The 23016-nt window shown below is 59.7% G+C and carries 13 protein-coding genes; 5 read left to right on the top strand and 8 right to left on the bottom strand.

The window, feature by feature from the left end:
• Positions 1-163: 163 nt before the first annotated feature.
• Positions 164-913, bottom strand: a complete 750-nt coding sequence (locus Mal15_RS16580) for an AraC family transcriptional regulator (protein WP_147868786.1) — start codon at positions 911-913, stop codon at positions 164-166.
• Between the two features lie 260 nt (positions 914-1173).
• Between Mal15_RS16580 and Mal15_RS16575 the strand changes: the two genes are divergently transcribed.
• From Mal15_RS16575 to Mal15_RS16565, 3 genes are all read left to right on the top strand, one after another.
• Positions 1174-4407 carry a DUF1553 domain-containing protein gene (locus tag Mal15_RS16575; RefSeq protein ID WP_233903499.1) on the top strand — a complete coding sequence of 1078 codons (3234 nt, stop codon included), beginning with the start codon at positions 1174-1176 and terminating at the stop codon, positions 4405-4407.
• A gap of 139 nt (positions 4408-4546) precedes the next feature.
• Positions 4547-5983: a DUF1501 domain-containing protein gene (locus tag Mal15_RS16570; RefSeq protein ID WP_147868784.1), complete on the top strand. Its 1437-nt coding sequence runs from the start codon at positions 4547-4549 to the stop codon at positions 5981-5983.
• Between the two features lie 151 nt (positions 5984-6134).
• Complete coding sequence (locus Mal15_RS16565) at positions 6135-7325, top strand: aminotransferase class V-fold PLP-dependent enzyme (protein WP_147868783.1); 1191 nt, start codon at positions 6135-6137, stop codon at positions 7323-7325.
• 110 nt (positions 7326-7435) lie between these two features.
• On the opposite strand, the gene Mal15_RS16560 is transcribed toward Mal15_RS16565, so the two are convergent.
• From Mal15_RS16560 to Mal15_RS16545, 4 genes are all read right to left on the bottom strand, one after another.
• Complete coding sequence (locus tag Mal15_RS16560; RefSeq protein WP_147868782.1) at positions 7436-10888, bottom strand: carboxypeptidase regulatory-like domain-containing protein; 3453 nt, start codon at positions 10886-10888, stop codon at positions 7436-7438.
• An 8-nt stretch (positions 10889-10896) separates the two neighbouring features.
• On the bottom strand, positions 10897-11913 hold the full coding sequence (locus Mal15_RS16555; protein ID WP_233903498.1) for a hypothetical protein: 1017 nt from the start codon (positions 11911-11913) through the stop codon (positions 10897-10899).
• Positions 11914-12223: 310 nt separating this feature from the next.
• Positions 12224-13270 (bottom strand): tRNA epoxyqueuosine(34) reductase QueG, encoded by a 1047-nt coding sequence (queG, locus tag Mal15_RS16550; protein WP_233903497.1) that lies wholly within the window; start codon positions 13268-13270, stop codon positions 12224-12226.
• A 10-nt stretch (positions 13271-13280) separates the two neighbouring features.
• Positions 13281-14402: a Gfo/Idh/MocA family protein gene (locus Mal15_RS16545; RefSeq protein WP_147868779.1), complete on the bottom strand. Its 1122-nt coding sequence runs from the start codon at positions 14400-14402 to the stop codon at positions 13281-13283.
• Positions 14403-14548: 146 nt separating this feature from the next.
• Between Mal15_RS16545 and Mal15_RS16540 the strand changes: the two genes are divergently transcribed.
• Positions 14549-15694 (top strand): AraC family transcriptional regulator, encoded by a 1146-nt coding sequence (locus Mal15_RS16540; protein WP_147868778.1) that lies wholly within the window; start codon positions 14549-14551, stop codon positions 15692-15694.
• Between the two features lie 115 nt (positions 15695-15809).
• Here Mal15_RS16540 and Mal15_RS16535 read toward each other — a convergent pair whose 3' ends face one another.
• The 3 genes from Mal15_RS16535 to Mal15_RS16525 all read right to left on the bottom strand — a co-directional run bounded on the left by Mal15_RS16535 (position 15810) and on the right by Mal15_RS16525 (position 19475).
• On the bottom strand, positions 15810-18431 hold the full coding sequence (locus tag Mal15_RS16535) for a serine/threonine protein kinase (protein ID WP_147868777.1): 2622 nt from the start codon (positions 18429-18431) through the stop codon (positions 15810-15812).
• Complete coding sequence (locus Mal15_RS16530; RefSeq protein WP_147868776.1) at positions 18431-19006, bottom strand: sigma-70 family RNA polymerase sigma factor; 576 nt, start codon at positions 19004-19006, stop codon at positions 18431-18433. Before Mal15_RS16530 ends, Mal15_RS16535 begins: the two co-directional genes overlap by 1 nt.
• A gap of 139 nt (positions 19007-19145) precedes the next feature.
• Positions 19146-19475: a co-chaperone GroES gene (locus Mal15_RS16525; RefSeq protein WP_147872102.1), complete on the bottom strand. Its 330-nt coding sequence runs from the start codon at positions 19473-19475 to the stop codon at positions 19146-19148.
• Between the two features lie 336 nt (positions 19476-19811).
• On the opposite strand from Mal15_RS16525, the gene Mal15_RS16520 reads away from it, so the two are divergent.
• On the top strand, positions 19812-22892 hold the full coding sequence (locus tag Mal15_RS16520; protein WP_147868775.1) for a hypothetical protein: 3081 nt from the start codon (positions 19812-19814) through the stop codon (positions 22890-22892).
• Positions 22893-23016: the final 124 nt, after the last annotated feature.

Here is a 23016-nt window from a genome sequence, read left to right as displayed (position 1 = left end):
ATAGGACCCATAGGACGTATGGGACTGATAGGACGGTAGATGACACGATCACATCCCTGTCCAGTATGTCCCCTAGGTCGCATTGGTCCTATTTCCCCTGCGCCAACTGCGGGGATCTACCCCGCCGAAACCGAAACCCTTGACGCGTTTCGCTACGTGGGAGCTACGATTCATGCCGAAATTGCCGTCGATAGTCCGACGGCGAAACCTTCATCAGCTGACGAAAACTGCGGCTGAAATGGGCGTGGTCGTAAAACCCGGTCGCCAGCGCGATCTGGGAAATGGTTTGCGATGTCTCGGTCAGCAATTTCGTCGCGTTCTCCACACGAATGCGGACCAGGTACTGGCGGACCGAGCAGCCGAACGCCTTTCGAAATCGCCGCTCGAACTGGCTGACGGACAGGTCTGCCATCTTTGCCAGAAAGGGAGTCGTCAACGGATCGTCGTAATGTCGGTGCAGATGCGCGATCACATCGGCAAACGCGGCGACCGTCCCGCCCGGGGAACGAAGCTCTTCGACTTGGCGTGAAAATCCCGCGATGCCGATCACGTTTCCGCGGCGATCACGCAGCGGAATCTTGCTGGTCATCACCAAACGCGGCGAGCCTTCCGCTTCGGGCGCACTTTCAATCCGGTTGCGAATCTCGCGCCCGCTCTCCATCACTTTCAGGTCGTCGGCCCGGTATTCGTCGGCCCGTTGCTTGGGGAAAAAGTCATGATCGGTGCGTCCGATCGCGTCGTTTTCGTTGGCCACACCACAATACTCGCACCCGCGACGATTCAGAGCGATGAATCGGCCGCGGCGATCTTTGACGAAGAACGAGACGCTCGGCAACAGGTCAAAGAGCCCCAGAATCTGGCCTTGGGGGTCCAGACGTCGGTAAAAACGCTCGGCCGTCCTGGTATTACTCATGCAGCAATTTTACACCGCCATGATCAACCGGTGCAAGACGCACGGTTCGGGATCAATCAGAATCCACGTGCCGTCGTCGGTTAGCGCCACGTTGCGCAGGATACCCCGTGGATTGCCGGTCCAACGTAGCTACCTTCGCCAGAAGGTGGTTCGCCGAGATTCTCCGCGCTCTGGCGAGCGTCGCGACGTCAACGCGGCGATGGCTTCCTCACAGCGTCCCGTAAAACCGAACTCTTCCGCGTCTGATGGATCATTTCCCCATGGTTCGACCGTTCATCTTTGCCGCCGTCGTCTTTCAATCGACGCTTTGCCTGGCCGAGGATCTTGATTTCAACCGAGACGTTCGGCCGGTCCTGTCGGACAAGTGCTATTATTGCCACGGTCCGGACGAGGAGAACCGCGAGGCCGGGCTACGGCTGGACGTCCGCGAGGAGGCGATCGATTTGATCGAATCCGGCGAGCTGGTCGATCGGATTCTCAGCGACGACGAAGATCTGTTGATGCCGCCGCCGCATTCCAAGCTCAGCCTGAGCGAAAAGGAAAAGCAGACGCTGCAGCGGTGGGTCGATGAAGGGGCCGCGTATGCCGAACACTGGTCGTTCATGCCGTTGCCGGAAAGCGTCACGGTGCCCAATCCAGAAGAACCCGAGTGGTGTCGCCAGACGATCGACCGGTTTGTGCTGGATCGCTTGGATCGTGAAGGCATGCTGCCCAATCGGGCCGCCGATCCAAAACGCTGGCTTCGCCGCGCGACGTTGGATTTAACCGGTTTGCCGCCGACGCCCGCGGAGATCCGCGAGTTTGAGGACGCGTTGGCCGGAGACGACAGCCGCCGTCATCGCGATGCGGTATACCAATCGGTCGTCGATCGATTGTTGCAATCCTCACGCTTCGGCCAGCACATGGCGGTTTCGTGGTTGGATGCCGCCCGCTACGCCGATTCGTACGGCTACCAGAGTGACAAGCTAAATACACAGTGGCCCTATCGCGACTGGGTGGTCGACGCGCTGAACGAGAACCTGCCCTATGACGATTTTTTGACGTGGCAACTGGCCGGCGACCTGTTGCCCGATGCGACGCGCCAGCAGAAGTTGGCGACCGCGTTCAATCGGATTCACCGGCTGAACAACGAAGGCGGGGCGGTGTTTGAAGAGTGGCGTGTCGAGAACGTTGCCGACCGCGTGCATACGTTCGGCACCGCGGTGCTGGGGCTGACCCTAGAATGTTGCCGCTGTCACGATCACAAGTACGACCCGATCCCGATGCGTGACTACTATTCGCTGTCGGCGTTCTTCAATTCGATCGACGAAAGCGGCGTCTATGACCGCACCGAAAAAGTCCCGTGTCCGTCGTTGTTGCTGCCGACCGAGCAGCAGGAAGCGGCACGTCGAGAGGCGATGGAAACGCTGCGTGCGGCCGAGCAAGATTACGCGAACGTGTTGCGCCAATCCGCACAACGATACGAATCGTGGAAACGCGATTCGGACACCGTGTCACCGATTCCGGACCTGCGATTGGCGATCGGGTTTGACGTCGATTTCGACAAGTCCATCAAGGATCTCTATCACCCGTCGCAGTCCGACCGCTCGTGGACGTCGATGTCCCCGTTGCAAGCGGTCCAGGATTGCTCGATCCCGCGGCTGGATCCGGCGCTGGCAGCGGACCAACAACGCACCAGTAAGGCTGCCGAAGCGACTGGAACTGCCAGCGACGACCAACAGGATGCTGCGCCGGAACCGGTCGCGGTGCCGCGCCGTGCGATCGTGTTGGACGGTGAACGCGGCGTCACGACGCACGGAGTTCCCGCCTTTGATCGCTGGACGCCGTTTTCGGTTGTGGTGACGCTGCGGGATACCAAACGCACGCCTCATCGCAGCGTGATCGTTCATCACACCCGAGGCACCGATTGTGGTTACAACGGCTGGGACCTGACGATCGAAAACGGTCATCTGGAATCGCGGATGGCCCGTGTCTGGCCTGGTAACGCGATGTCGGTTCGCACGATCGATCCGATTCCCGCGGGCGCCTGGCACCAGGTCACCGCGACCTATGACGGTTCGTCACAAGCGGCCGGATTGCGATTGTACTTGGATGGTGTCCTGCTGGAGACGGACGTCTTGCGTGATCAGGTGAAAAAGCGGGCCAACGTGGTGGTCGATCACGGGGGCGAATTCGTGATCGGGCAACGTTTTCGCGCACGCGGATTCGCCGGCGGGTTGATCGATGACGTGCGAGTTTATGACCGGGCGTTGACCGAACCGGAAATGAAACACCTGGCCACGGGCGAGCCGATCGAACCGACCGAGGCCTACTTTGCTGCGGCGATCGATACACCGGCTCGCCAATCCCTGCAAACGTTGACCGACGCCAGGAAAGCGTTGGTTATGGCAGAAGAAGCGATGAACGAGATTCCGGTGATGCAGGAGATGGATCAGGCTCGTCCGGCGTACATTCTCGCCCGAGGCCAATACGATGCTCCCAAGAACGAAGACACGCGGGTGAACCGCGACACGTTCTCCCAGTTCGGACTGCCGTTTCCCGATCAGGCACCGCGTGATCGGTTGGGATTGGCACAGTGGGTGACCGATTCGCGAAACCCGCTGACGGCGCGGGTGGCCGTCAACCGGCTGTGGGGCAACTTCTTTTCCAGCCCGCTGGTCACGACGCCGGAAAATTTCGGGTTGCAAGGCGAATTGCCGACGCACCCGGAGCTGCTCGACTGGTTGGCTCGCGATTTTGTCGACAACGGATGGGACGTCAAACGTTTGTGTCGTCAAATCGTCCTGTCGTCGACCTATCGCCAGGATTCACGCGTCGACGCGGACAAACTGCAGCGTGACCCCGACAACCTGTTGCTCGCCCGCGGGCCGGCCAGTCGTCTTGCCGCCGAACAGATTCGCGACCTGGCGTTGGCGGCTTCGGAACTGATGAACGACGAACAAGGCGGGCCGCCGGTGTCGCCCTATCAGCCCGGCGGCGACCTGTGGCGGGAATCCAACGGCATGTCTCCGCCGTACCAGCAATCGGTCGGCACCGCGCTTTACCGACGATCGTTGTATTCGGTTTGGAAACGCACGGCGCCGCTGCCCAACATGTTGGCGCTCGACGCGACAACGCGTGAGGTCTGCACGATGGAGCGATCACGCACCAACACGCCGCTTCAGGCATTGGTATTGATGAACGACGTTCAATTCGTCGAAGCCGCACGCGCACTGGCCGAATCGGTGATGAATCAAAACGACGATCCCGAACGCGTTCAACTCGCCTTTTTGAAATTGACCGGTCGCAACGCAGATACGAACGAGCTGGAGCGTTTACTGTCGCTGTTGAAAGAAGAACAAGCTTACTTTGCCGACGAGCCCGAACGTGCCGCCGCACTGCTTGCGATCGGCCAGTCGACGGTCGCTTCGGACGTCCCACCGCCACAGCTGGCCGCGATGACCGTCGTCTGCCAGGCGATGATGAACTTGGATGCAACGGTTTGGAAACGCTAGCCGGACCATTTGTTTCTGTGGGTACGATGGCCCTTCCGGGCCGTCGTCCGCGGGACTCGACGCGACGACCTAGAAAGGACGTCGTACAACCAATTGCGGATCGCATCACCCCCGTCTCCTTTCCTACCTGGTCACAACCATGAACCCCAATTCTCTCAGCCATGCCATGGCAGCCAATCGCCGTCTGTTTCTCAAAAGCAGCGGTGCCGGCGTTGCCTTGGGCGCCGCGGCGCTCGGCAATTTGATGGGACGCGAAACGACGGTCACGGACACAGGTGGTGGGTTGCATTTTCCGCCCAAAGCCAAGCGGATCATTTATCTGTTCCAGTCCGGCGGACCGGCGCAGCAGGACTTGTTCGATTACAAGCCGCTGTTGAACCAGATGAACGGCCAGGAATTGCCAGCGGAAGTCCGCGGCGAGCAGCGTTTGACCGGTATGTCGGTCAATCAGTCGTTGCTGCCGCTGGCGGGATCTCAATTCAAGTTTTCCCAGGCCGGTCAATCGGGCGCCTGGCTGAGCGATCTGTTGCCGCACCATCGCGAGATCGCCGACGACGTTTGTTTCATCAAATCGATGTACACCGAGGCGATCAATCACGACCCCGCGATCACGCTTTTCCAAACGGGGGCGCAAATCGCCGGACGTCCGTCGTTGGGGGCTTGGTTGTCGTATGGTCTGGGCAGCGTGAACGATGATCTGCCCGCCTTCATCGTACTCGTCTCCGCCGGCCAAGGCGGCCAACCGTTGTATGCGCGGTTGTGGGGCAACGGCTTTTTGGATTCCAAATACCAAGGCGTCCAGTTTCGCGGCGGCAGCGATCCGGTGTTGTATCTGTCGAATCCCGGCGGAGTCGACCGGGGCCGTCGACGGGCCCAATTGGATGCGATCAATGATCTAAATCAGCACCAATTCGCCAAAGAACTGGATCCGGAGATCGAATCGCGGATCGCGCAATACGAAATGGCGTTTCGGATGCAGGCCAGCGTGCCGGACGTCGCCGATTTTTCCGACGAACCGGAATCGACGTTCGAAATGTATGGCGAGGACGCTCGCAAGCCGGGGACCTTTGCCGCGAACTGTTTGTTGGCCCGGCGGTTGGCCGAACGCGATGTTCGTTTCATCCAACTTTACCACCAAGGCTGGGACCAACATTCGAACTTGCCCAAGGGGATTCGTGGTCAGGCCAAGGAGACTGACCAAGCGTCGGCGGCGCTGATCAAGGACCTGAAACGACACGGGTTGTTGGATGACACGTTGGTCATCTGGGGCGGCGAGTTCGGACGCACGTCGTATTCACAAGGCGTGTTGACGGCCGACAATTATGGCCGCGATCACCATCCACGCTGCTTCACCATGTGGATGGCCGGCGGCGGGATCAAACCCGGATTCAGCTACGGCCAGACCGATGAATTCGGATACAACGTGATCGAAAACGGTGTCCACGTTCACGATTTCAACGCGACGATTCTGCACTTGATGGGAATCGACCACGAACGGTTGACGTACAAGTACCAGGGCCGACGGTTTCGTCTGACCGATGTGCACGGTGATTTAATCGAACCGATTCTGGTGTAGGTGTCCATTCCATGACTTGGAACGCACTGAAACGGGGTAAGAAGATTTCGGGGGTAAGAAGATGATGAATTGCGTCCTCGATTGAGTCTCACCAATTTTCCTACCTCCATAATCTTCCTACCTTTTCACCCGACATGCCCCTACAAGTCCATTGACCAACCCGCATCGCTCCCACTGGCGACTCAATCCGGACATCGATTTCTTGAACCACGGTTCGTTCGGTGCGACGCCGATCGTCGTGCTGGAAGACCAGCGTCGCTGGATCGAGCGTCTGGAGCGCGACCCGATCGAATTCCTGGGGCCGGAACGGTCGCTGCTGCCCAAACTGGATCACGTCCGCGATTGCATTGCTCAGCTTGTCGGCGCGGATTCTGAAGACCTGGCATTTGTTCGCAATGCGACCGACGGCGTGAATTCCGTGCTGCGATCGTTCCCGTTTGCGGCGGGCGATGAAGTGCTGATCACCAACCACGGTTACAACGCTTGTAACAATGCGGCCCGGTACGCGGCCGAGCAAAGCGGCGCGTCGGTGTCGGTCGCAGAGTTGCCGTTTCCGATTCGTTCAAGCTCGCAGGTCATCGACGCGATTGATCATTCTATGACTTCGAAGACACGGTTGTTGTTGATCGATCACGTGACCAGTCCGACGGGATTGGTGTTGCCCGTCAAAGAGCTGGTTGAATTGGCGCACCGACGTGGGGTTCGCGTGATGATTGACGGCGCGCACGCGCCCGGGATGGTGCCGGTGGACCTTCGTGACTTGGACGCGGATTATTACACCGCCAATCACCACAAGTGGCTGTGCGGTCCGAAGACGTCGGGTTTTCTGTACGTGCGCCGGGAACTGCAATCGACCGTTCACCCGACGACGATCAGCCATGGTGCGAACACACCGGAACTCGGTCGAACACCGTTTCTGGCTCAGTTCAATTGGATCGGGACCTACGATCCGACGCCGATTTTGGCGATGCCGACGGCGATCGAGTTTCTGAGCGGATTGGTCGAAGGCGGATTGTCGCAATTGATGCGGAACAATCACACGCTCGTTGTCGCCGGTCGCGAGCTGTTGCTGGATGCCTTGAACTGCTCGGTTCCGGCACCCGTGGAGATGCTCGGTAGTCTGGCATCGGTTCCGTTGCCAGCGGAGCGTTTCGGCGACAAGGCGGCCGTCAACGCGTTCCAGCGGCAACTTTATCGCGAACACGCAATCGAAGTCCCGGTCTTTTTGCTCGGCGGCACCCTGCCTTGTCTGCGGATCTCCGCCCAAGCCTACAACAGCATCGATCAATACCAGCGATTGGCCGACGCGCTGCGGACTTTGACGTGTCAGGTGGAGAGGTAGGACGATTTTGGAGGTAGGAGAATTGGCGAGACTCAATGGAGGATGCAATTCATCATCTTCTTACCCCCGAAATCTTCTTACCCCTTTCCCAGCCCAACCCAGATGGAGCCTCAATCGATCAGTGAGGCGGCGATTCCGGAGACGATCAGCAATTTGCGTGATTCGTTGCCCTCGATGTGGTTGTGCAGCAGGTCGTTGACCAGGGCATGAGCCCAATCGGGATCGATCGCTGCGGCCGCGTGCAGGGGTAAGGCGTGGGAAAACATCACGGACTGATCGCGCTGGCCGAACAACCAAGACCAGTCATCAAAACAGGGTTCGACCAGGGCCTTGGCGATGCCTGGGTTCACCGGAGCAAGGTGAATCGCCAGGGTCGCGGTCGGAAAAAACGGTGTGATACGACTGGACTGATTCTCGATCCAGATCGATGCGAACAAGTATTCTTCGGCGAGGTCCGGGTCCCAAAGCGCGACTTGTTCGATGCGTTCGGCCAACCAATGTCGCGGTTGCAGGATCATCGCTCCCTCGTCGGGAGACTCCATGATCTGCAACGCTTGACGGGCCAATTCAGATTTTGTTTGTACATCCGCATCGGAGGTTTTGGCCAGTTCGAACAAGAAGTCGGCTTTGCCCAGTTCATCGTCGCATCGTTCGGCGAGGGCCAATCCACGTTTCGCATCACGGTGTTTCAGATTCAGATGTCCGGCGGTCATCCCCCGCGATGACAAGCGATCGATTCCCAGTCGCTTGCAGAGCGTTTCCGGCGACTGGTCACCGTATTCGGCGGCAAAACGAACGGCCAGGGTTTGCAATCGATCGATTTCGTCGGCATAAGCCGTCAACGCAATCAACTCGGATGCTTTTTCGGGGTCGACCGTCGCGTAGACGGGCAAGAACACCCTGGCGACTCCGGCAACCTTCTGACGCTCACCGGAGGCCAGAATTTCCGCCAACTTCGGATGGTCGGCATAGGCGTCCGAAAGCAAGTCCTTCGCCATCTCGACTTCATCGTGTTCGAACAATTTGGCTGCCAGTTGACCGATCGAAGCCAGCCCGTCGTCGCCGGCCTGTTGTCGAGCCAAAACCAGGGCTTCACCGAGCCATTCGAGACGCTCTTCGGATTCGGTGGCCTCGTCAGCCAATGAAAGGGAAAAATGGAAGACGATCTTGTCATCCAACAACGGCAACACTCGCTTCTTTTGATCGGCGTCCAGCCCCTTCATTTGCGCAATCATCATCCCAATCGTTGATTTCATATTGGGCAACTTCGCGAGTTCACTGAGTTCGGAGTGGGCGGAGTCAAAGTCTGCGATCGCGAGGGTGTGATAGTAACTTGCAAGACGGTGGTACGTGTCTGACGGCTCGGGTTTGGTGAATCGTTGCAGCATGCGGCCGGCCAACGTCGTCGCGTCGACTTGCGTCTGGGACTTAGGTTGAATGGGCGGAGTTGAGAGCGGTCCGGCGTCCAGCCGATGCAACCCGATCGGGCCGATCGGCCGACCGACCTGTCGCACGATGACCGCGGGGTGATAGCCGTCGTGATGGACGGCAAAGACGGCCGTACTGTCGGCGATACGAAATGTCGCTCGACCATCGGAATCACTATGGTGACGTTGGTGTTCGACGTAGGCGCCGCGGCAAGCGATTCGGGCGCCGGCGAGCGGGTGTTTGGAATCCGCGTCGATCACTTGGATCGGTTGATCGATCGTTTTCCACTGGGGATGCATCGTGATCGTCCCGAAATCCAGATCGGTTTTGTTGTTCCCGGCAATCGAAGCGTCTCGCCAATAGGTGGCTGCCATCCGATAGCCGGGGGCGTTCAGCTCGAGGGAGATGTCACGATTCCAATCGACGATCGGACGTGATTCAAAAACGCCTTGCTGGTCGGTCGCGATCGACGACTTACCGCCGAACAGTTCGACAGCAACGGTATCCCGCCCGTTGTAGAGTTCCTGCTGGATGACTTGGGGTGTCCTTGTGGTCACACTGACACGCTCGATCGCTTTGCCGTCGGCATCGACGACACGGCCACGGATCACAACGCCATGCCGCGGCACAACCTTCAACAGCACTTCGTCCGTCTCTGACAACAAGGCCGAAACGGGCTGTTCCGTCATCATCGTTTCGTGCTGGGCGGTCAGCTGGACGGTGGCGTTTTCGAGGACGTGATTGAATCGGAATTCACCCTTGGCATTGCTGTACAGGGTTTGCGTTCGGGTGAAACGTTCATCCTTGAATTGACACTCAACCTGTGCCGCAGCGATCGGAAGGCCCTGGGGATCGACCACTTTACCGATCGCCGCCGACATTCGTTGCATCGGTGTCGGATCCAATTGCAGGTTTCCATCGACCGGCAACTGTTGGGGATAGAGGTAAAAGCCCCCGGCTTTGATGTGTCGTCCGAGCACATCTTGTGGAAAGTAGCTAATCCGGCTTCCGCGCGCGAACCAAATCTGAAATACCCCGTCGTCGTCGGTGATGCCATTGGAGTGAGACATCGAAAAATGCAGGACGGTGAGATCCGGTAGTGGATCGCCGCTGTGTTCATCGACGATCTGGCCTCGAAGGCGAATGCCGTCAAACCATTCGATCTGGTAGAGCTGGTGTTCGTCGATCGTCGCCCCAGCGGCTCGCTGGTGCTGTGTCGTCAGCGGAACACTGCTGGGCATCTGTGAAGTGTAAACGAGGTTTCCGGGCGTCAGTTGAACCGGTGGCAGCGTGCCGTCGGGGCGCTGCACGGTGGTGCCCCAGGTGTAGACCTGCGTTGCACCTTGCGAGAACGAAAATTTCTGCGGCGAAGATGCAACGGTGATGGCTGTAGAGAAAAACGGTGAATCCGGCTCGGGTTCGGATTCTGCGGTCCAGCGTCCCGCCGTGTTGTAAGTCTTGAGCGCGACGACACTCAACCGCCCGTCATCACCGCGCGTCACCGGCAATCGCTGGTTCCCGAGCGAGTCGCTCCAGAGATAAACCATGGAAAGCCGCGCCGGATCAATCCACGTCGCTTGGGTTTTACCCTCGGCGTCGGTGGAAGCCGATTCTGGGATCCCGTGATATTTGGGAATCACGGTGGTGCCCCAAACCGCTGGGGCCAGTCGTGCGCCGGCGACGGAATTGCCTTGATCATCAACCACTCGAATCGTGTCTGTGGCCTGTGGATTGAGTGTGACATCCAGTGGAACACCACACCGCAAGCGTGTCTGAAACACTTCGCGGAAATACAATTCGCGTGTGGGGGCGGTGACCTCCAGTAGCACACGGTCATGATGCAAGAATGCTTGATGACGGCGTTGGATTGCGATTTCGTACTGTCCGCTGGAAACCGATGGGATGGTGAGTTGCCCCGGGGTCTGGTGCCACGTGCCGATATCCGGCGTGGACATCAGGCCAACGATTCGAACCGTCGCGTTGTCAATCGGTTGACCGTTCCTATCAACAACGCGAACCTGCACAAGGTCTCGATCCACAGCATATGCATCAGCGCCCGAGAGCCATCCCTGCCAGAGCAGAAACATCGCCAGCGCCCATGACGCTCCAGCCTGTTCGATAGGCACACGATTCATCTGGTTTCCTATTGCTCGATATTTAGAAACGGTTTGTCGTTCGCAGGCGGTTGATACGCAGGTCGTTTGACCGCAACCTGATGCCGGATCACGCCCCCCAAGGGGCCGATATCGAACATTAGCCGAATCTGCATTTGTGGTTCAATCAGCCCGTCGGTTTTGAAGACCAGCGGGCAAAGACTTCCGCAGGCGAATCCGGAACTACGCCGGTCGATCACTTTGTCGGATCCGCTGGTGTTGACCAGCGATGCAGCCAATCGGCTTTCGTCGCTCGGTTCTAAATCGCCAACTTCACAACGCACCAGCGTCAGGCCGGTTTCCGAGATAAACTGCGGCAACACCAACAATTTTCCTCCCAGATAATCCCTCGCTGCGATCTGTGCATCGAGATGCAATGCTCCAAGCAACGCACACGATGTGGTCTGGTCCTTTGCGACATTGATCGAGTAGGCCAGCTTGGCGTTAAAGTTCTTAAACTCGATCGACCAGTGGCGACCGTCGTTCGCTTCGATGAACACGCTCTGCAGGCGATAGCTGCCCGCAGGGATCACGACCGCTTCGTCCACCGATTGGATCTCACGATGGATCCCACTTTTCGAAACGAAGGTCGCGTTCAGCTTTGAAATCACGGCGTTAGGCTGCAGTTGATCCAAACGGACTCGGATGGCCCCCATGCCGCGGATCGGAATCAGCCGGATGCGCCACGGGTTTTCCAGCAATCGAATTTCGTAGCGATCGGCTGCGTCAACCTCTCGCAGCCTCAAGGGGCGGCCGGATGCGTAGCGTTCACGCAGTGGATGGAACCGGCCGTCGCGATCCAAATCGATGGACAAACGATCCGCGTTGCCCAGGTAGTCGCCGTCCCCGTCGCGATCGACCAGTTGCAACGCAAATTCATCGCCTTCGATCGAAACGCGACCACGGAGTTCAGCGTTGCCCTCGGGCCGTAGCGGTAAAAATGGTTCACTACCGCCGGCCGCTGCGGCGACGACGGCTGCCAGGAGACACACCATTAATCGACTCATCCGATCGCGTTCTCCGTGATGGCGGGATAGTGCAAACGTCGCGTGTGTTACTGAGATAGTACAGTGGGTGATTGCGCGCGTCAACAACCCTGATGACGGCCGTTCTGACGCCGCAATGATGGTCCGGTCCGTAACGGGCTTTCCCCAGACGTTTGAGCAGTCGCCGAGGACGCCGAAACACGTGACGGGGTCCGCTACGGTAAAACGAAAGAACAGCTGGCGCACTACGAATGCAGAGTCAGCGACGCTTTCGATTTGTTTATCAAAGCGGAAAGATGGAACAGAAAAGCGCCGGGCGTGGATTGCGTTGCTACCGCGTGATCTTTTTGATCGCCCAGCGGCAGGCTTCGGCGACCATTTCGTCTTCGTCGGCGGCTCCGCGCTGCAACGCCGGCAGCGCGGAGGGGGCGCCTTGATTGCCCAGCACGATCGCGGCGTTGCGGCGTATGCCTCGGAGCCGCGTTCGCCAGAGCGGCGATTTACGGTACGTCGCGCGGAAAGTTTCTTCGTCCATTGCAAAGAATGACAGTAGATCCAGATCCGTCAGGGGCCGATCTTCCTGTGCCGTTTGGCTGCGTCGCGACGGCTTGCGGTTCCACGGGCAAACCTCCTGGCAGACGTCGCAACCGAAGACCCACGATCCGATGCCTTCGCGCAATTCCGGCGGGATCGATTCGCGGTGTTCGATCGTCAAATAACTGATGCAGCGACTGGCATCCAGAACGCCGGGGGCGGGAAAGGCGTCGGTCGGACAGGCGTCCAGGCATGCGGTGCAGGTGCCGCAATGATCGGTCGCGTGGGGCGCATCATACGGCAGTTCCACATCGACCAAGAAACACGCCAAGAAGAAATAGCTGCCGTGATGTCGATTGAGCAGCAATGTGTTTTTGCCTCGCCAGCCGAGCCCGGCCAATTGTGCCAGTTCCCGTTCCAACAAGGGCGCGGTGTCGACACAGCCGCGTGTCGAAACCTCCGGCGCGGCATCCGCGACCAGGCGCTTGAGTTGCTTTAATTTGTGGTGAATCGTGTCGTGATAATCGATACCGGGCCAAGCGTAGCGAGCGACTCGACCACGTCCATCGTGCGTCGACGGGTCGGAATCGGCCGGATAGGGATAAGCCAACACGATGATGCTTTTGGTGCCTGCCATCACGCCGTCGGCGTGGCGGTAGGCGTCCAAGCGGTCGGCAAAGTAATTCATCCCTGCCGCGTAGCCGCTTTCGATCCAGCGGACCAGATCCGTAAAACCGGCCGAATCGACTGCCGGGGCGATCCCGGCGTTGATGAACCCCAATTCGGCGGCCCGCTGTCGAAACAACGGCAGCCAGGCACCGGAATCAGGATTCGATTCATCCACAGGCGCGGGACTATTTCTGCAAGGTGAATTCGGGCAATTTGACGATCTCGCCACCCTTGAGCGCCGACTCATGGGCACACAAACCGACGCAGGTCCAGTTGGCGCTGGTCACGGCATTGGGCCACGGGTCGCGATCCTCGGTGACCGCGCTGACCATTTCGTGAACCAAGTGCGGGTGCGATCCGCCGTGCCCGCCGCCTTGGACGAACGACAGGTGATCGGCGTCGTGGATTTCCGACGGCAGCGTGAACTTTTGAATCTCCGGCGGCAGCAGGTGGGCAAAGTCGGGGACTTCGATCTTTTCGGCGATCTCCGGCTCCGGCTTCTTCGCCGTGTGAATAACGTGTGGTTCGTTTTCAATCAACGTCCACTCGAAACTCTTCTTGGTTCCATAGACGTCAAAGCTTTCGCGGTACTGGCGGGCGACGTCGTACAAGAACCGCCAGATGTGCGCCGTTAGATCACTGTCCTTGAGTTTGACGTGGCAGGTTTCGACGGCGAATCGGTTGCCCGACTTTTCGGCGATCGAATCACGCACCACGCCCGATCCGAAACAGCTGACGTATTCGGCCAACGCGTCGGTCAGTCCCAGACAGGGGCTGACGACGTGGGTGGCGTAATGCATCGGAATCATTTCTTCCCAATAGCTCGGCCAGCCATCCATGTCTTGCGGGTGCGAGGCGGCGAGGTGTTGGATTTTTCCCAGCTCACCTTTCTCGTACATCTGTTTGATGAACAAGAACTCGCGGCTATAGACCACAGTCTCGGCCATCATGTATTTCAACCCTGTCTCCTTCACCTTTTCGACGATCTGGCGACATTCATCGATCGTTGTGGCCATCGGCACGGTGCACATCACGTGCTTTCCGGCGTCGAGCGCCTTGAGCGACATCCAGGCGTGGTCGGGGATGGGGCTGTTGATGTGAACGTAGTCGATGTCCGGATCGGCCAACACCGCGTCGTAGTCGGTGTAACGTTTCTCAATCCCAAACTGGTCGGCCGCCTTGTTCAACTCCGCCTCGTTTCGTCGGCAGATGGCGACCACTTCGGCGCCGGCATGAGCTTGATAGATCGGAATGAACTCGGCGCCAAAACCGAGCCCAATCATCGCGACGCGAACAGGTTTGGACATGGGAAACCTAGGGGCAAAGGGGAGGGAAGGGAACGGGCCGGGCGACCGGCAACGCGGCGGCGTGGTTTCGCCCGACGAGCGACAAACTTAGCAAAAATCGCAACTCCATCAATGCAATATCGCGCATCATTGCTACGCTATTTCACATGCAACAACGAAGCGTCGCCCTGCTGATCGAATCGAGTAACGAGTACGCCCGGGGGCTGTTGCGGGGTGTATTGCGTTATCAGGAAGAATTCGGCCGCTGGAAAGTGGACCTTCCCGAACAGCATCGCGGGGCGGATCCACCCAGCTGGTTGCGTCGCTACCCGGGCGACGGCATTCTGGCACGGATCGAGACCGACACGATCGCTCGGGCGGTGCAGGCGACGGGGCTTCCGACGATCGATCTGAGCGCTGCGCGGCAATTGCCGGACATCCCTTGGCTGGAGACGGACGATCAACAGATCGCGGATTTGGCAGTCGAACATTTCGCCGAGAGGGGATTGCGGTCGCTGGCTTTCTGTGGGGAGACGGAGTTCAATTGGGCGTGTTGGCGTCGTGACGCGTTTGTCCGTGCGGCTGAAAAGCATCAGCTGGAAGTGTCGGTGTTTGATCTGCCGAAGGACTCCGCCCGTTCGCCGTGGGCGCGTCAACGTGGGCGGCTGTTGCAGTGGATCAAGCAGTTGCCCAGCCCGTGCGGATTGATGGCGGCTTATGATTCGCTAGCCCGGCGCGTGTTGGATTTGTGTCACGAAGCGGGACGCAGCGTCCCCGACTCGATCGCGGTGCTGGGCGTGGACGATGATCCGCTGCTGTGTCGGTTGGCGTCGCCGCCGCTGACCAGCGTGATTCCCGATGCCGAACAGGCCGGGTATGTGGCGGCGGAGTTGTTGGAAAAGATGATGGACGGCCAGGATGTACCGGCCACGGCGACGTTGTTGCCGCCGATCGGGATCTCGACGCGGCGTTCGACCGACACGGTGGCGGTGGACGATCCCGAAATCGAAAATGCCGCCCGCTACATTCTGGCCAACGCCTGTTCGGGGATTCGTGTCGGCGACGTGGTGGCCACGACGACGATGACCCGCCGGGCGCTGGAGCTGCGATTCAAAGCGATGTTGGGCAAGACGCCCCACGAGATGATCGTGGCCACGCGAATCCAGCGTGCCGAACGCTTGCTACGCGAGACCTCGTTCCCGTTGGATCTGATCGCCCGTCGCTGTGGGATCGAACACGCGGAATACCTGAGCGTGATGTTTCGCAAACAAAAAGGCATCACACCGGGCAAGTATCGGGCGTCGTTTCGGTGAAGTAACGTTGGGTAAGAAGATTTTGTGAGTAAGAAAATGGTGAATTGCACCCTCCATTGAACCTCACCAATTTTCCTACCTCCAAAATCTTCCTACCTCTCCATCTGAGACGATTTCAACCGACTTCCGATCCGTGGATCCGCCACCACGACCTTGCTTCTTCGACCGACCAAGGGTAGTCGGCAATCAATCGGTCCAGCTCGGCCGCCAATTCGTCGACCGTCGCGAACCGATCGTCCACGCTTTTCGCCATGCATCGTTTGACGACCGCGACGATTTCCTCGGGGACGTCCTGATCACGATGCACACTGATGCTGATCGGCTGTTCGGTCAACACCAGGGCGAACAACGACTCGGGGTCACACTCGATGAAAGGCGGCCGCCCGGACAACAGAAAGTACGCGATGCATCCGACCGAATAGATGTCCGAGCGCGGGTCGATGTTGTTCGGTTCACGATAGCGTTCGGGGGCCATGTACATCGGCGTGCCGGCCCAAATCGTTTCGGCGGTCTGATACGAATCCGCGTCCGGTTGCAGCGGTTTGGCCAACCCGAAATCGAACACGACCGCCCAGTCCCCGACCGAGGCGTCCAGGGACAACATGATGTTTTGCGGTTTGATGTCGCGGTGAACCAGCCCCAGTTTGTGGGCCTCGCCCAGGGAATCACAGACCTGACGCAGGATGAACAGCGCCCGTCCATACGGCAGAAACCCGCTGCGTGCGACGACGTCGTACAGCGTGATGCCTTTGAGAAACTCCATCACACAATACGCTTCACCTTCGTCGCCACGCCCATAGTCATAGATCGTGACGGTGTGCGGGTTGCTCAGCGACGCGGCCAATTTGGCTTCGCGATCGAATCGCAAGCGGTCTTCCAGATTGTCCCGGTCCCCGCGCAATACCTTCAAGGCGGTGTCGCGACCGAGTTGTCCGTGTTTGGCGCGATAGACGACGCCCATTCCCCCGCTGCCCAATTCGGCGACCAGTTCGTACCGGCTGAGCGGGTGCACGGCAGCTTGGGCGATGGCGGTCCGTTTGGCGATTCGGCTGGCGGCGATCAACACGGTAAGCGTCAGCATGCATGCCAACACGATGAATCCCCACTGCACCGTCCGGGCGGTCGCAAATGCCGACCGGGCGGTCCGTTCGGCGACGATGCCCAAGTTCCATTGATTCAGCCATCGCCACGTGCCCACCACTTCGATACCGGCATAGTTGCGATAGGGATCCAGTTGTGATCCGGATTGTCCCGACGCTACCCCGGCCACGGCATAGGTCAATGGCTGTGACCGCCTGAGGTGCAGGTTCAGTTTCGTGGCGCTGGCGGCGGAGGTATCCGGGTCGGAAACTCTCAACCGGCACGACACCCGGCCGTCGTCCTCCCTGCCATCACCATCTCCATCATCGACCAACCACGTCTGGGCACGGGGGCTGTTGGTGACCATCACGCCGGCGGAGTTGACCGCATAAACGTCCAGTCCGGCTGTGCCTGACGCTTCGCGAAAGATCTGGTCCAACGCTTCGTACATGCCGAACCCTCGAATCAACATCGTCGCGACGACGCGACCGCCGTCATCGTGAATCGGCAGGATCTCCGCCATCACCGGCGATTGCATTTCCGGCCGGAAGCCATTGTCATCGGCAGTCAAAATCTTGGGGCCGAACAGGACCGTTTCGCCGCGCATCGCGCGGGCCAAATCGGCCGCCCCGTCGGGCGCGACATTGCCCCCGACGTCGGCTCCGTCGGGCAACCAGCTGGCGATGACCCGGCCGGTGCGATCCCAGACGACGTACTTGATGTCCGGTTGTTGCGACTGTGCAATCAGTTGTTGGCGGATCGTGATCGCGGCGGGAGAATCACGTAGGGCGCCGGCTGAATCCTCTTGGCGGCTGGTTTGGACCAGTGAGACGACCGCGGCCCGAAGTTGGTCTTGGCGGGCCCACGACTGGGCCAAACGTGCTTGATCGACCAGGAATTGATTGACGCTAGTTCGCACGGCATCGGCCACGGTGGCCAGTTCCGTGGCCGCGGATTGACGGACGTGGGTCTGAACCTGAGTGACGGTCCACCAGCCGGCCAGCGCGGTCGGCAGGATCGCGGCCAACCACAGCCATCCGGCGTTGAAGCGACGATGTTTGGTCGCCCGTGTTTGCCAGATCCCTGCCGACGGTCGCCGCCGGGTCGCCGGTTCCTCGTCGCGATAGCGGGGAGACGCGTGCGTCCGCTGCGAACTTTGTTGCGTGATCTGAGACGATTTCAACGGGGCCGGTTTACTGGTCCCGGCTTTGGTGCCCGGGCGTGACTTTCGCACGCCGCTTCGAAAGTCTCCGCGTCTTTGATGACGCTCTCGAGCCGCAAGGCCGGCGCCCGACTGTTCACCCGAAGCATCGATGGGCACGTCGCGTTGGGCCCCCGGCATGAAGGGGGCGTGAGACGTCGAGGCGTTGCCGTCGGATTCTGGGGCTGACGCAGTGGAATCGGCTGACGCAGCGGACTCGGCTGACGCAGTGGCGGCTGCCTCCGGGATGGCCGACGGGATCGCCGGCTTCTTGGCCGAATTGCCTTCCAGCTGCGCTGATTCGCGGTCGTGCTCCTCAAGCAACGACATCACTTCGTCGATCAGCGTCTGGTCGTCGCCGCACTGCGAGGCCAGGAATTGGCGTTGTTGGTCACTGGGCAGGTCGTCGATGGCCAGGAACAACTCGCGGACCCGCGCGTAACGCTCCGCGTCCATCAAGTCGTCTCGACGTCTTCGCTGTCGCGTCGCAATTCACGTCGCATCCAAGCCCGGCTCATCGCCCACTCCTTCTCGATCGTCCGCAGCCCCAACTTCATTTCCGCGGCGATCTCACGCATCGTCATGCCGCCAAAAAAACGCAGCTCGACGATCTTGGCTTGCCGCGGATTCAGTTTGGCCAGTTGTTGCAACAGATCGTCAAGCGCCACCACATCGTCGTCGCGGTTGAGTTCAAAGGTGACGTCGTCGTGCAATTGACGGCGCTCCCATCCGCCCCCCCGCTTCAACGATTGGACCTTGCGGGCATGGTCGACCAAAATCCGTCGCATCACGGTGGCGCCGATCGCAAAGAAGTGGGTCTTGCCTTGCCAATTGATCCGTGAATGGTCCACCATCCGCATGTAGGCTTGGTGGACGAGCGACGAACTGCTGAGCCGATTTCGGAGCGGTTCGTTCTGTAAGAAACGGCCCGCCAGGCGACGCAGATCGTCGTACATCACCGAGAACAATCGGTCGGTTTCGCCTTCGGTCCCTTCTTGGCTGCGGCTGACTAAATCGGTGACTGAAGTCATGTTTCCGGCTACGGGCATCAACGACTCGGATCTCTGTCGCGAGCGAGTTCCCCCTACGGCGAGTGAGCTCGAACCCACGACATCTTCGGCGGAATTCCGCCTGCCACCCAGTGTAACTCATCCGATGGCAAATGTGTTCTCATTCCTCTTCCGGCTTCTCACGGCGAAACACCGCGACGATATCGTCCACCGGCACGACGAACAGCTGGTTGTCGTGCTCCAAATCGACGGGGACCGCGTTTTTGGGGTGGAACAGGATCTTGTCGTATTGACGCAGCGGCAGCTCTTCGTCGTTCTCCACCACTGCACTGATGGTGACGATGCGTCCAGTGATCGTTGGAATCTCGGCCGCATCGGGCAGCGCGATGCCGCCCCGCGTTTCGCGTTTGGGTTCGTCCTTGCGCACCAGAACTCGATCACCAATCGGCTCCACGTATTCGAACGCTGCATTTGCCTTTTTCTTCGCCATCACCACTCCGAATGGATTCACTCTTTTCCGCACGGCTACCGACGGCAACCGAATCAGGGGTCTCGGCCGAGTCACGTCTAACGTTCAGGGGCACGCCAGGCCGACCGGACAGGGATTACAGGCAATAGTCTTGCGAGACGGGTCGTTTTCGTACACCCGGCATCGTGGGTGGCATGGTGGCAACATAAACCAAACTGGCAAGAATTGCCGATTAGGGGAAATCGCCGGACAACCAGTCGGCGCGGCGACGGGCGAGTTTTCGCCGCAACGGACAACCGCGCTGGACCGGCCGAAGCGATCGAGCCGATTGACAGCCAAGGCGGTGACGGAAACCGTATGCTTTTCTCTTTGACCGATGGTCGTTCGATGCGCAAGGATGTGAAACGTTCTCTGGTGATTTGGCCGCTCACGGCGTCCGTGATGGTAACCGGATTCAGCTGGCTGGCCCTTCAAGCCGACCCGGGAGCGAAAATAGTGCTCTCCGGTGCCGTGGCGCTGTGGAAAACCGCGGGCTTGGCCGAGCGGACACCGGCACGTTCCGGATTGCCGATTGTCTCGCCCACCAGCGTCACCCACGCCGGAGTATCGTCGCGTGAACTGGCAGCGCGTTCATCGTCGGTGAGCCAATCGTCGGTGGCGGCGACGGCGGATCGCTCCACCGTTCGGGTACCGGCCGATGCGTGGGCCGAACTGTCGCACATCGAGTCCTGGACGGATGCGTCGTTCGAGTTGCAGCAGCCGGCGATCGCGGGTGTACCCGCTCCCTCGTTGGATGCCCACAGCGATCTCTTCGGTTTTGACGCCAGATATGCGGGCGTCGACGAAGCGGTTTCGGTCGGGGATCTGCCGGTGCTGGAACTGACCCCGCCGACCGACAGCGGCGTGTCGGTCCAACTCGATGGAACCGATGTTTCATCGCGGAACGAAATGGTGATTCGGATCGATCCAGACGTCTTCTTTGCCGATGACCGACCGCTGACCCAGGCCGAGCCGCCGGCGCGTCTGGACGCCCCGTCGCCTCGGTTGGCCGAACGCCCTACCAGCGATGTGGCGTTGCCATCGGTGTTCGAAGCCCCGGCCGCGATGGTGGCAGATTTGTCGCCCGACTTGGGATCAACCGAACCGACACCGGGCCGAGCCAACCGCGACGTATTGGATGCCGAGCCAAAATTGATGGAGCCGGCTCAATCGTCGGCCGCATCGGAACCCTCGCCCAAAGAAGGCCAGACGCCTGAGGTCGCCGAGATCACTCGGAAGGCCGATTCGGACGCAACAGACGAACCGGGGTCTTCGCGCCCCCTGACCCAGCCTCGCTCGGCGACTTGGCCGGTGCCCAATCGGTTGATCGAACAGTTGGACATTCTTGAATCGATCGCCGTGCGAACCGATTTGCCCGCGGATGATTTCGCCGGGGATTTCACCGTGACAGGGACACCTGACACGGGCACCGAGGAGATCTTGGCTTGGTCGCGCACCGTTCGCGATCTACTGGATCGGCTGCACCAAGCCAATCGTCTGGGCGATCGCAACGTCCAACCGCTGCTGGACGAATTGCATCAGGCCCAAAGCTTTGCCTCGGTTCGAGCCGAATCTTTGCGATCGCGCAGCCGACGTGTGGCATGGCTGCAAGCCGCGTACTCGATCGAGCGACGTTTGGCGATTTGGGAACCGGTGTTCAAAATCAACTCCGGCGATTTTCCGGCGGTGCATCACGTCGGGGACGACGTGTTGTCGGTCGCAGCCGCGATCGACCAACTGGAGCGTCATCTGGTGGTGACCGGGGATGTCAAGGGCTGGGTGACGTTCCTGTTGATCGATCGGCTGCGTGACGCGTTTGAATCCGGAGACGACAACGCGCGGCGTGAAATCGCGCAACAGTTCCTGGCCCGTTTGACATGGCCCAACCTGGCGCCGATTCATCAACGGTTTCTCGCCGACCCCGCGGTTTCCGAGCTTGCCGCCGCGGTCAAACCCTGGGCCAGTGGTGCCATCGATTACTCGGCCTTGCTGCATCAGATCGAACGAGCGGAATCCAACGCGATCGATTTGGTGACCGCGGAGATCGCGCAATCGATGCAAGCCCTCGGACACGCCGATCATCCCCAGGCCCAGCAGTTGGCCGATCACCTGGACACGCACTACCGAAACGCGAACGTGCGATTTTCGCTCAGCGAGGAACTGTTGCGTGGCTTGATGCCCGAGTTGCCGACCCGCAACGTTCCTCTGCGGACGACGATGCTGGGCAGCCGAGTCACCGGCGTCAGCCGCGTCAGCACCGATTTGCGGTTGCGCCTGATCCCGTCCCCGTCCACATGGGAACTGAGTCTGGAAACCATCGGTGACGTGTCCACACGGAGTGTCGGACGCAGCGGACCGGCGGCGGTGAAGACGACGAGTGTGAATCCATACGCGGCCGCCACTCCGATTTCGATCAAGCCGGATGACATCCACTTGGGCGATCCGTCGGTCAACGTCGGTGGTCGATCGCGGCTGCGTGGGATCAACACGACCTATGATTCGTGGCCGATGTTGGGAACGCTGGTCCAGAACATCGCCGAAAGTCAATACTTCGAGAAGGCGTCGTTGGCAGACCGGATCGGACGCAATCGGATCCGTACACAGATCGGTGACGAGATTGATCGCACGGTGACGGAAAAGGTGGATGAAGCGACCGCACGATTCAGCGACACCGTGCTGGGACCGTTGACCCGACTCCAACTGCGCCCCCGAGTGATCGACATGAGTTCCACCGAGTCCCGTTTGATCGCACGTTATCGGATGGCGGGGGATTTCCAATTGGCCGCCATGACGCCGCGGCCGCGAGCACTTCGCGATAACCTGTTCAGCGTTCAAATGCACCAGTCGGCATTGAACAACACGTTGGAGCAACTGGTTCCCCAGGATGAAGCGTTGCCGATCGATCAGGTGTTGACGCAGTGTTTCGAGGTTCTGGGCGCTCAAGATCGTCCGTTGCCGGAAGACTTGCCCGAGGACACGCTGATTCAATTCGCCAAGCATCGACCGATCACGGTGGAAATCGAAGACGGAAAGGTCTGGATCACGATGCGGATTATCCGCTTGCAACGCGATCGGTTGCGGCTGAGAAACTTCATCGTGCGAGCCGCCTACACGGCGCAAGTCGACGGATTGAACGCGTCGCTGGTTCGTGACGGGCACCTGAGCATCAGCGGGCCCGGGATGTCGATGCGGCAGCGGTTCCCCGTGCGGGCGATCTTTAACAAGGTCCTCTCGCCGACACGTCCCTTGCCGTTGACGTCGCCGGAGTTATTGGCCCAGCGATTACCGCCGCAAAGCGGGATCACGCAATTCGAACTGCGTGACGGATGGATCGGCGTGTCGATCGGAAAGACGACTGAAAACCAACGCGTCGCCGGCCGACCGGTTGGCATCCGATAGTGGTCTACCGCAACTCCATTTGCGTACTTGATGATGCGTTCGGCGGGTCGCCGTGTTCTCCGAACTCGGCGGAGCGGAAACACGAAGCGTTGCCCCGCGCCGATCTCGGAGAGGACGGCGACGG

Source organism: Stieleria maiorica (assembly GCF_008035925.1).
GTDB lineage: Bacteria > Planctomycetota > Planctomycetia > Pirellulales > Pirellulaceae > Stieleria > Stieleria maiorica.
This window is presented reverse-complemented; position numbering and strand designations above follow the sequence as displayed.

Excerpts from the sequence above, each read along its gene's own strand:
- Mal15_RS16580 (WP_147868786.1), bottom strand. The coding sequence starts at position 913 with ATGAGTAATACCAGGACGGCCGAGCGTTTTTACCGACGTCTGGACCCC.
- Mal15_RS16575 (WP_233903499.1), top strand. The coding sequence starts at position 1,174 with ATGGTTCGACCGTTCATCTTTGCCGCCGTCGTCTTTCAATCGACGCTT.
- Mal15_RS16570 (WP_147868784.1), top strand. The coding sequence starts at position 4,547 with ATGAACCCCAATTCTCTCAGCCATGCCATGGCAGCCAATCGCCGTCTG.
- Mal15_RS16560 (WP_147868782.1), bottom strand. The coding sequence starts at position 10,888 with ATGAATCGTGTGCCTATCGAACAGGCTGGAGCGTCATGGGCGCTGGCG.
- Mal15_RS16555 (WP_233903498.1), bottom strand. The coding sequence starts at position 11,913 with ATGAGTCGATTAATGGTGTGTCTCCTGGCAGCCGTCGTCGCCGCAGCG.
- Mal15_RS16545 (WP_147868779.1), bottom strand. The coding sequence starts at position 14,402 with ATGTCCAAACCTGTTCGCGTCGCGATGATTGGGCTCGGTTTTGGCGCC.
- Mal15_RS16540 (WP_147868778.1), top strand. The coding sequence starts at position 14,549 with ATGCAACAACGAAGCGTCGCCCTGCTGATCGAATCGAGTAACGAGTAC.
- Mal15_RS16535 (WP_147868777.1), bottom strand. The coding sequence starts at position 18,431 with ATGGACGCGGAGCGTTACGCGCGGGTCCGCGAGTTGTTCCTGGCCATC.
- Mal15_RS16530 (WP_147868776.1), bottom strand. The coding sequence starts at position 19,006 with ATGACTTCAGTCACCGATTTAGTCAGCCGCAGCCAAGAAGGGACCGAA.
- Mal15_RS16525 (WP_147872102.1), bottom strand. The coding sequence starts at position 19,475 with ATGGCGAAGAAAAAGGCAAATGCAGCGTTCGAATACGTGGAGCCGATT.
- Mal15_RS16520 (WP_147868775.1), top strand. The coding sequence starts at position 19,812 with ATGCTTTTCTCTTTGACCGATGGTCGTTCGATGCGCAAGGATGTGAAA.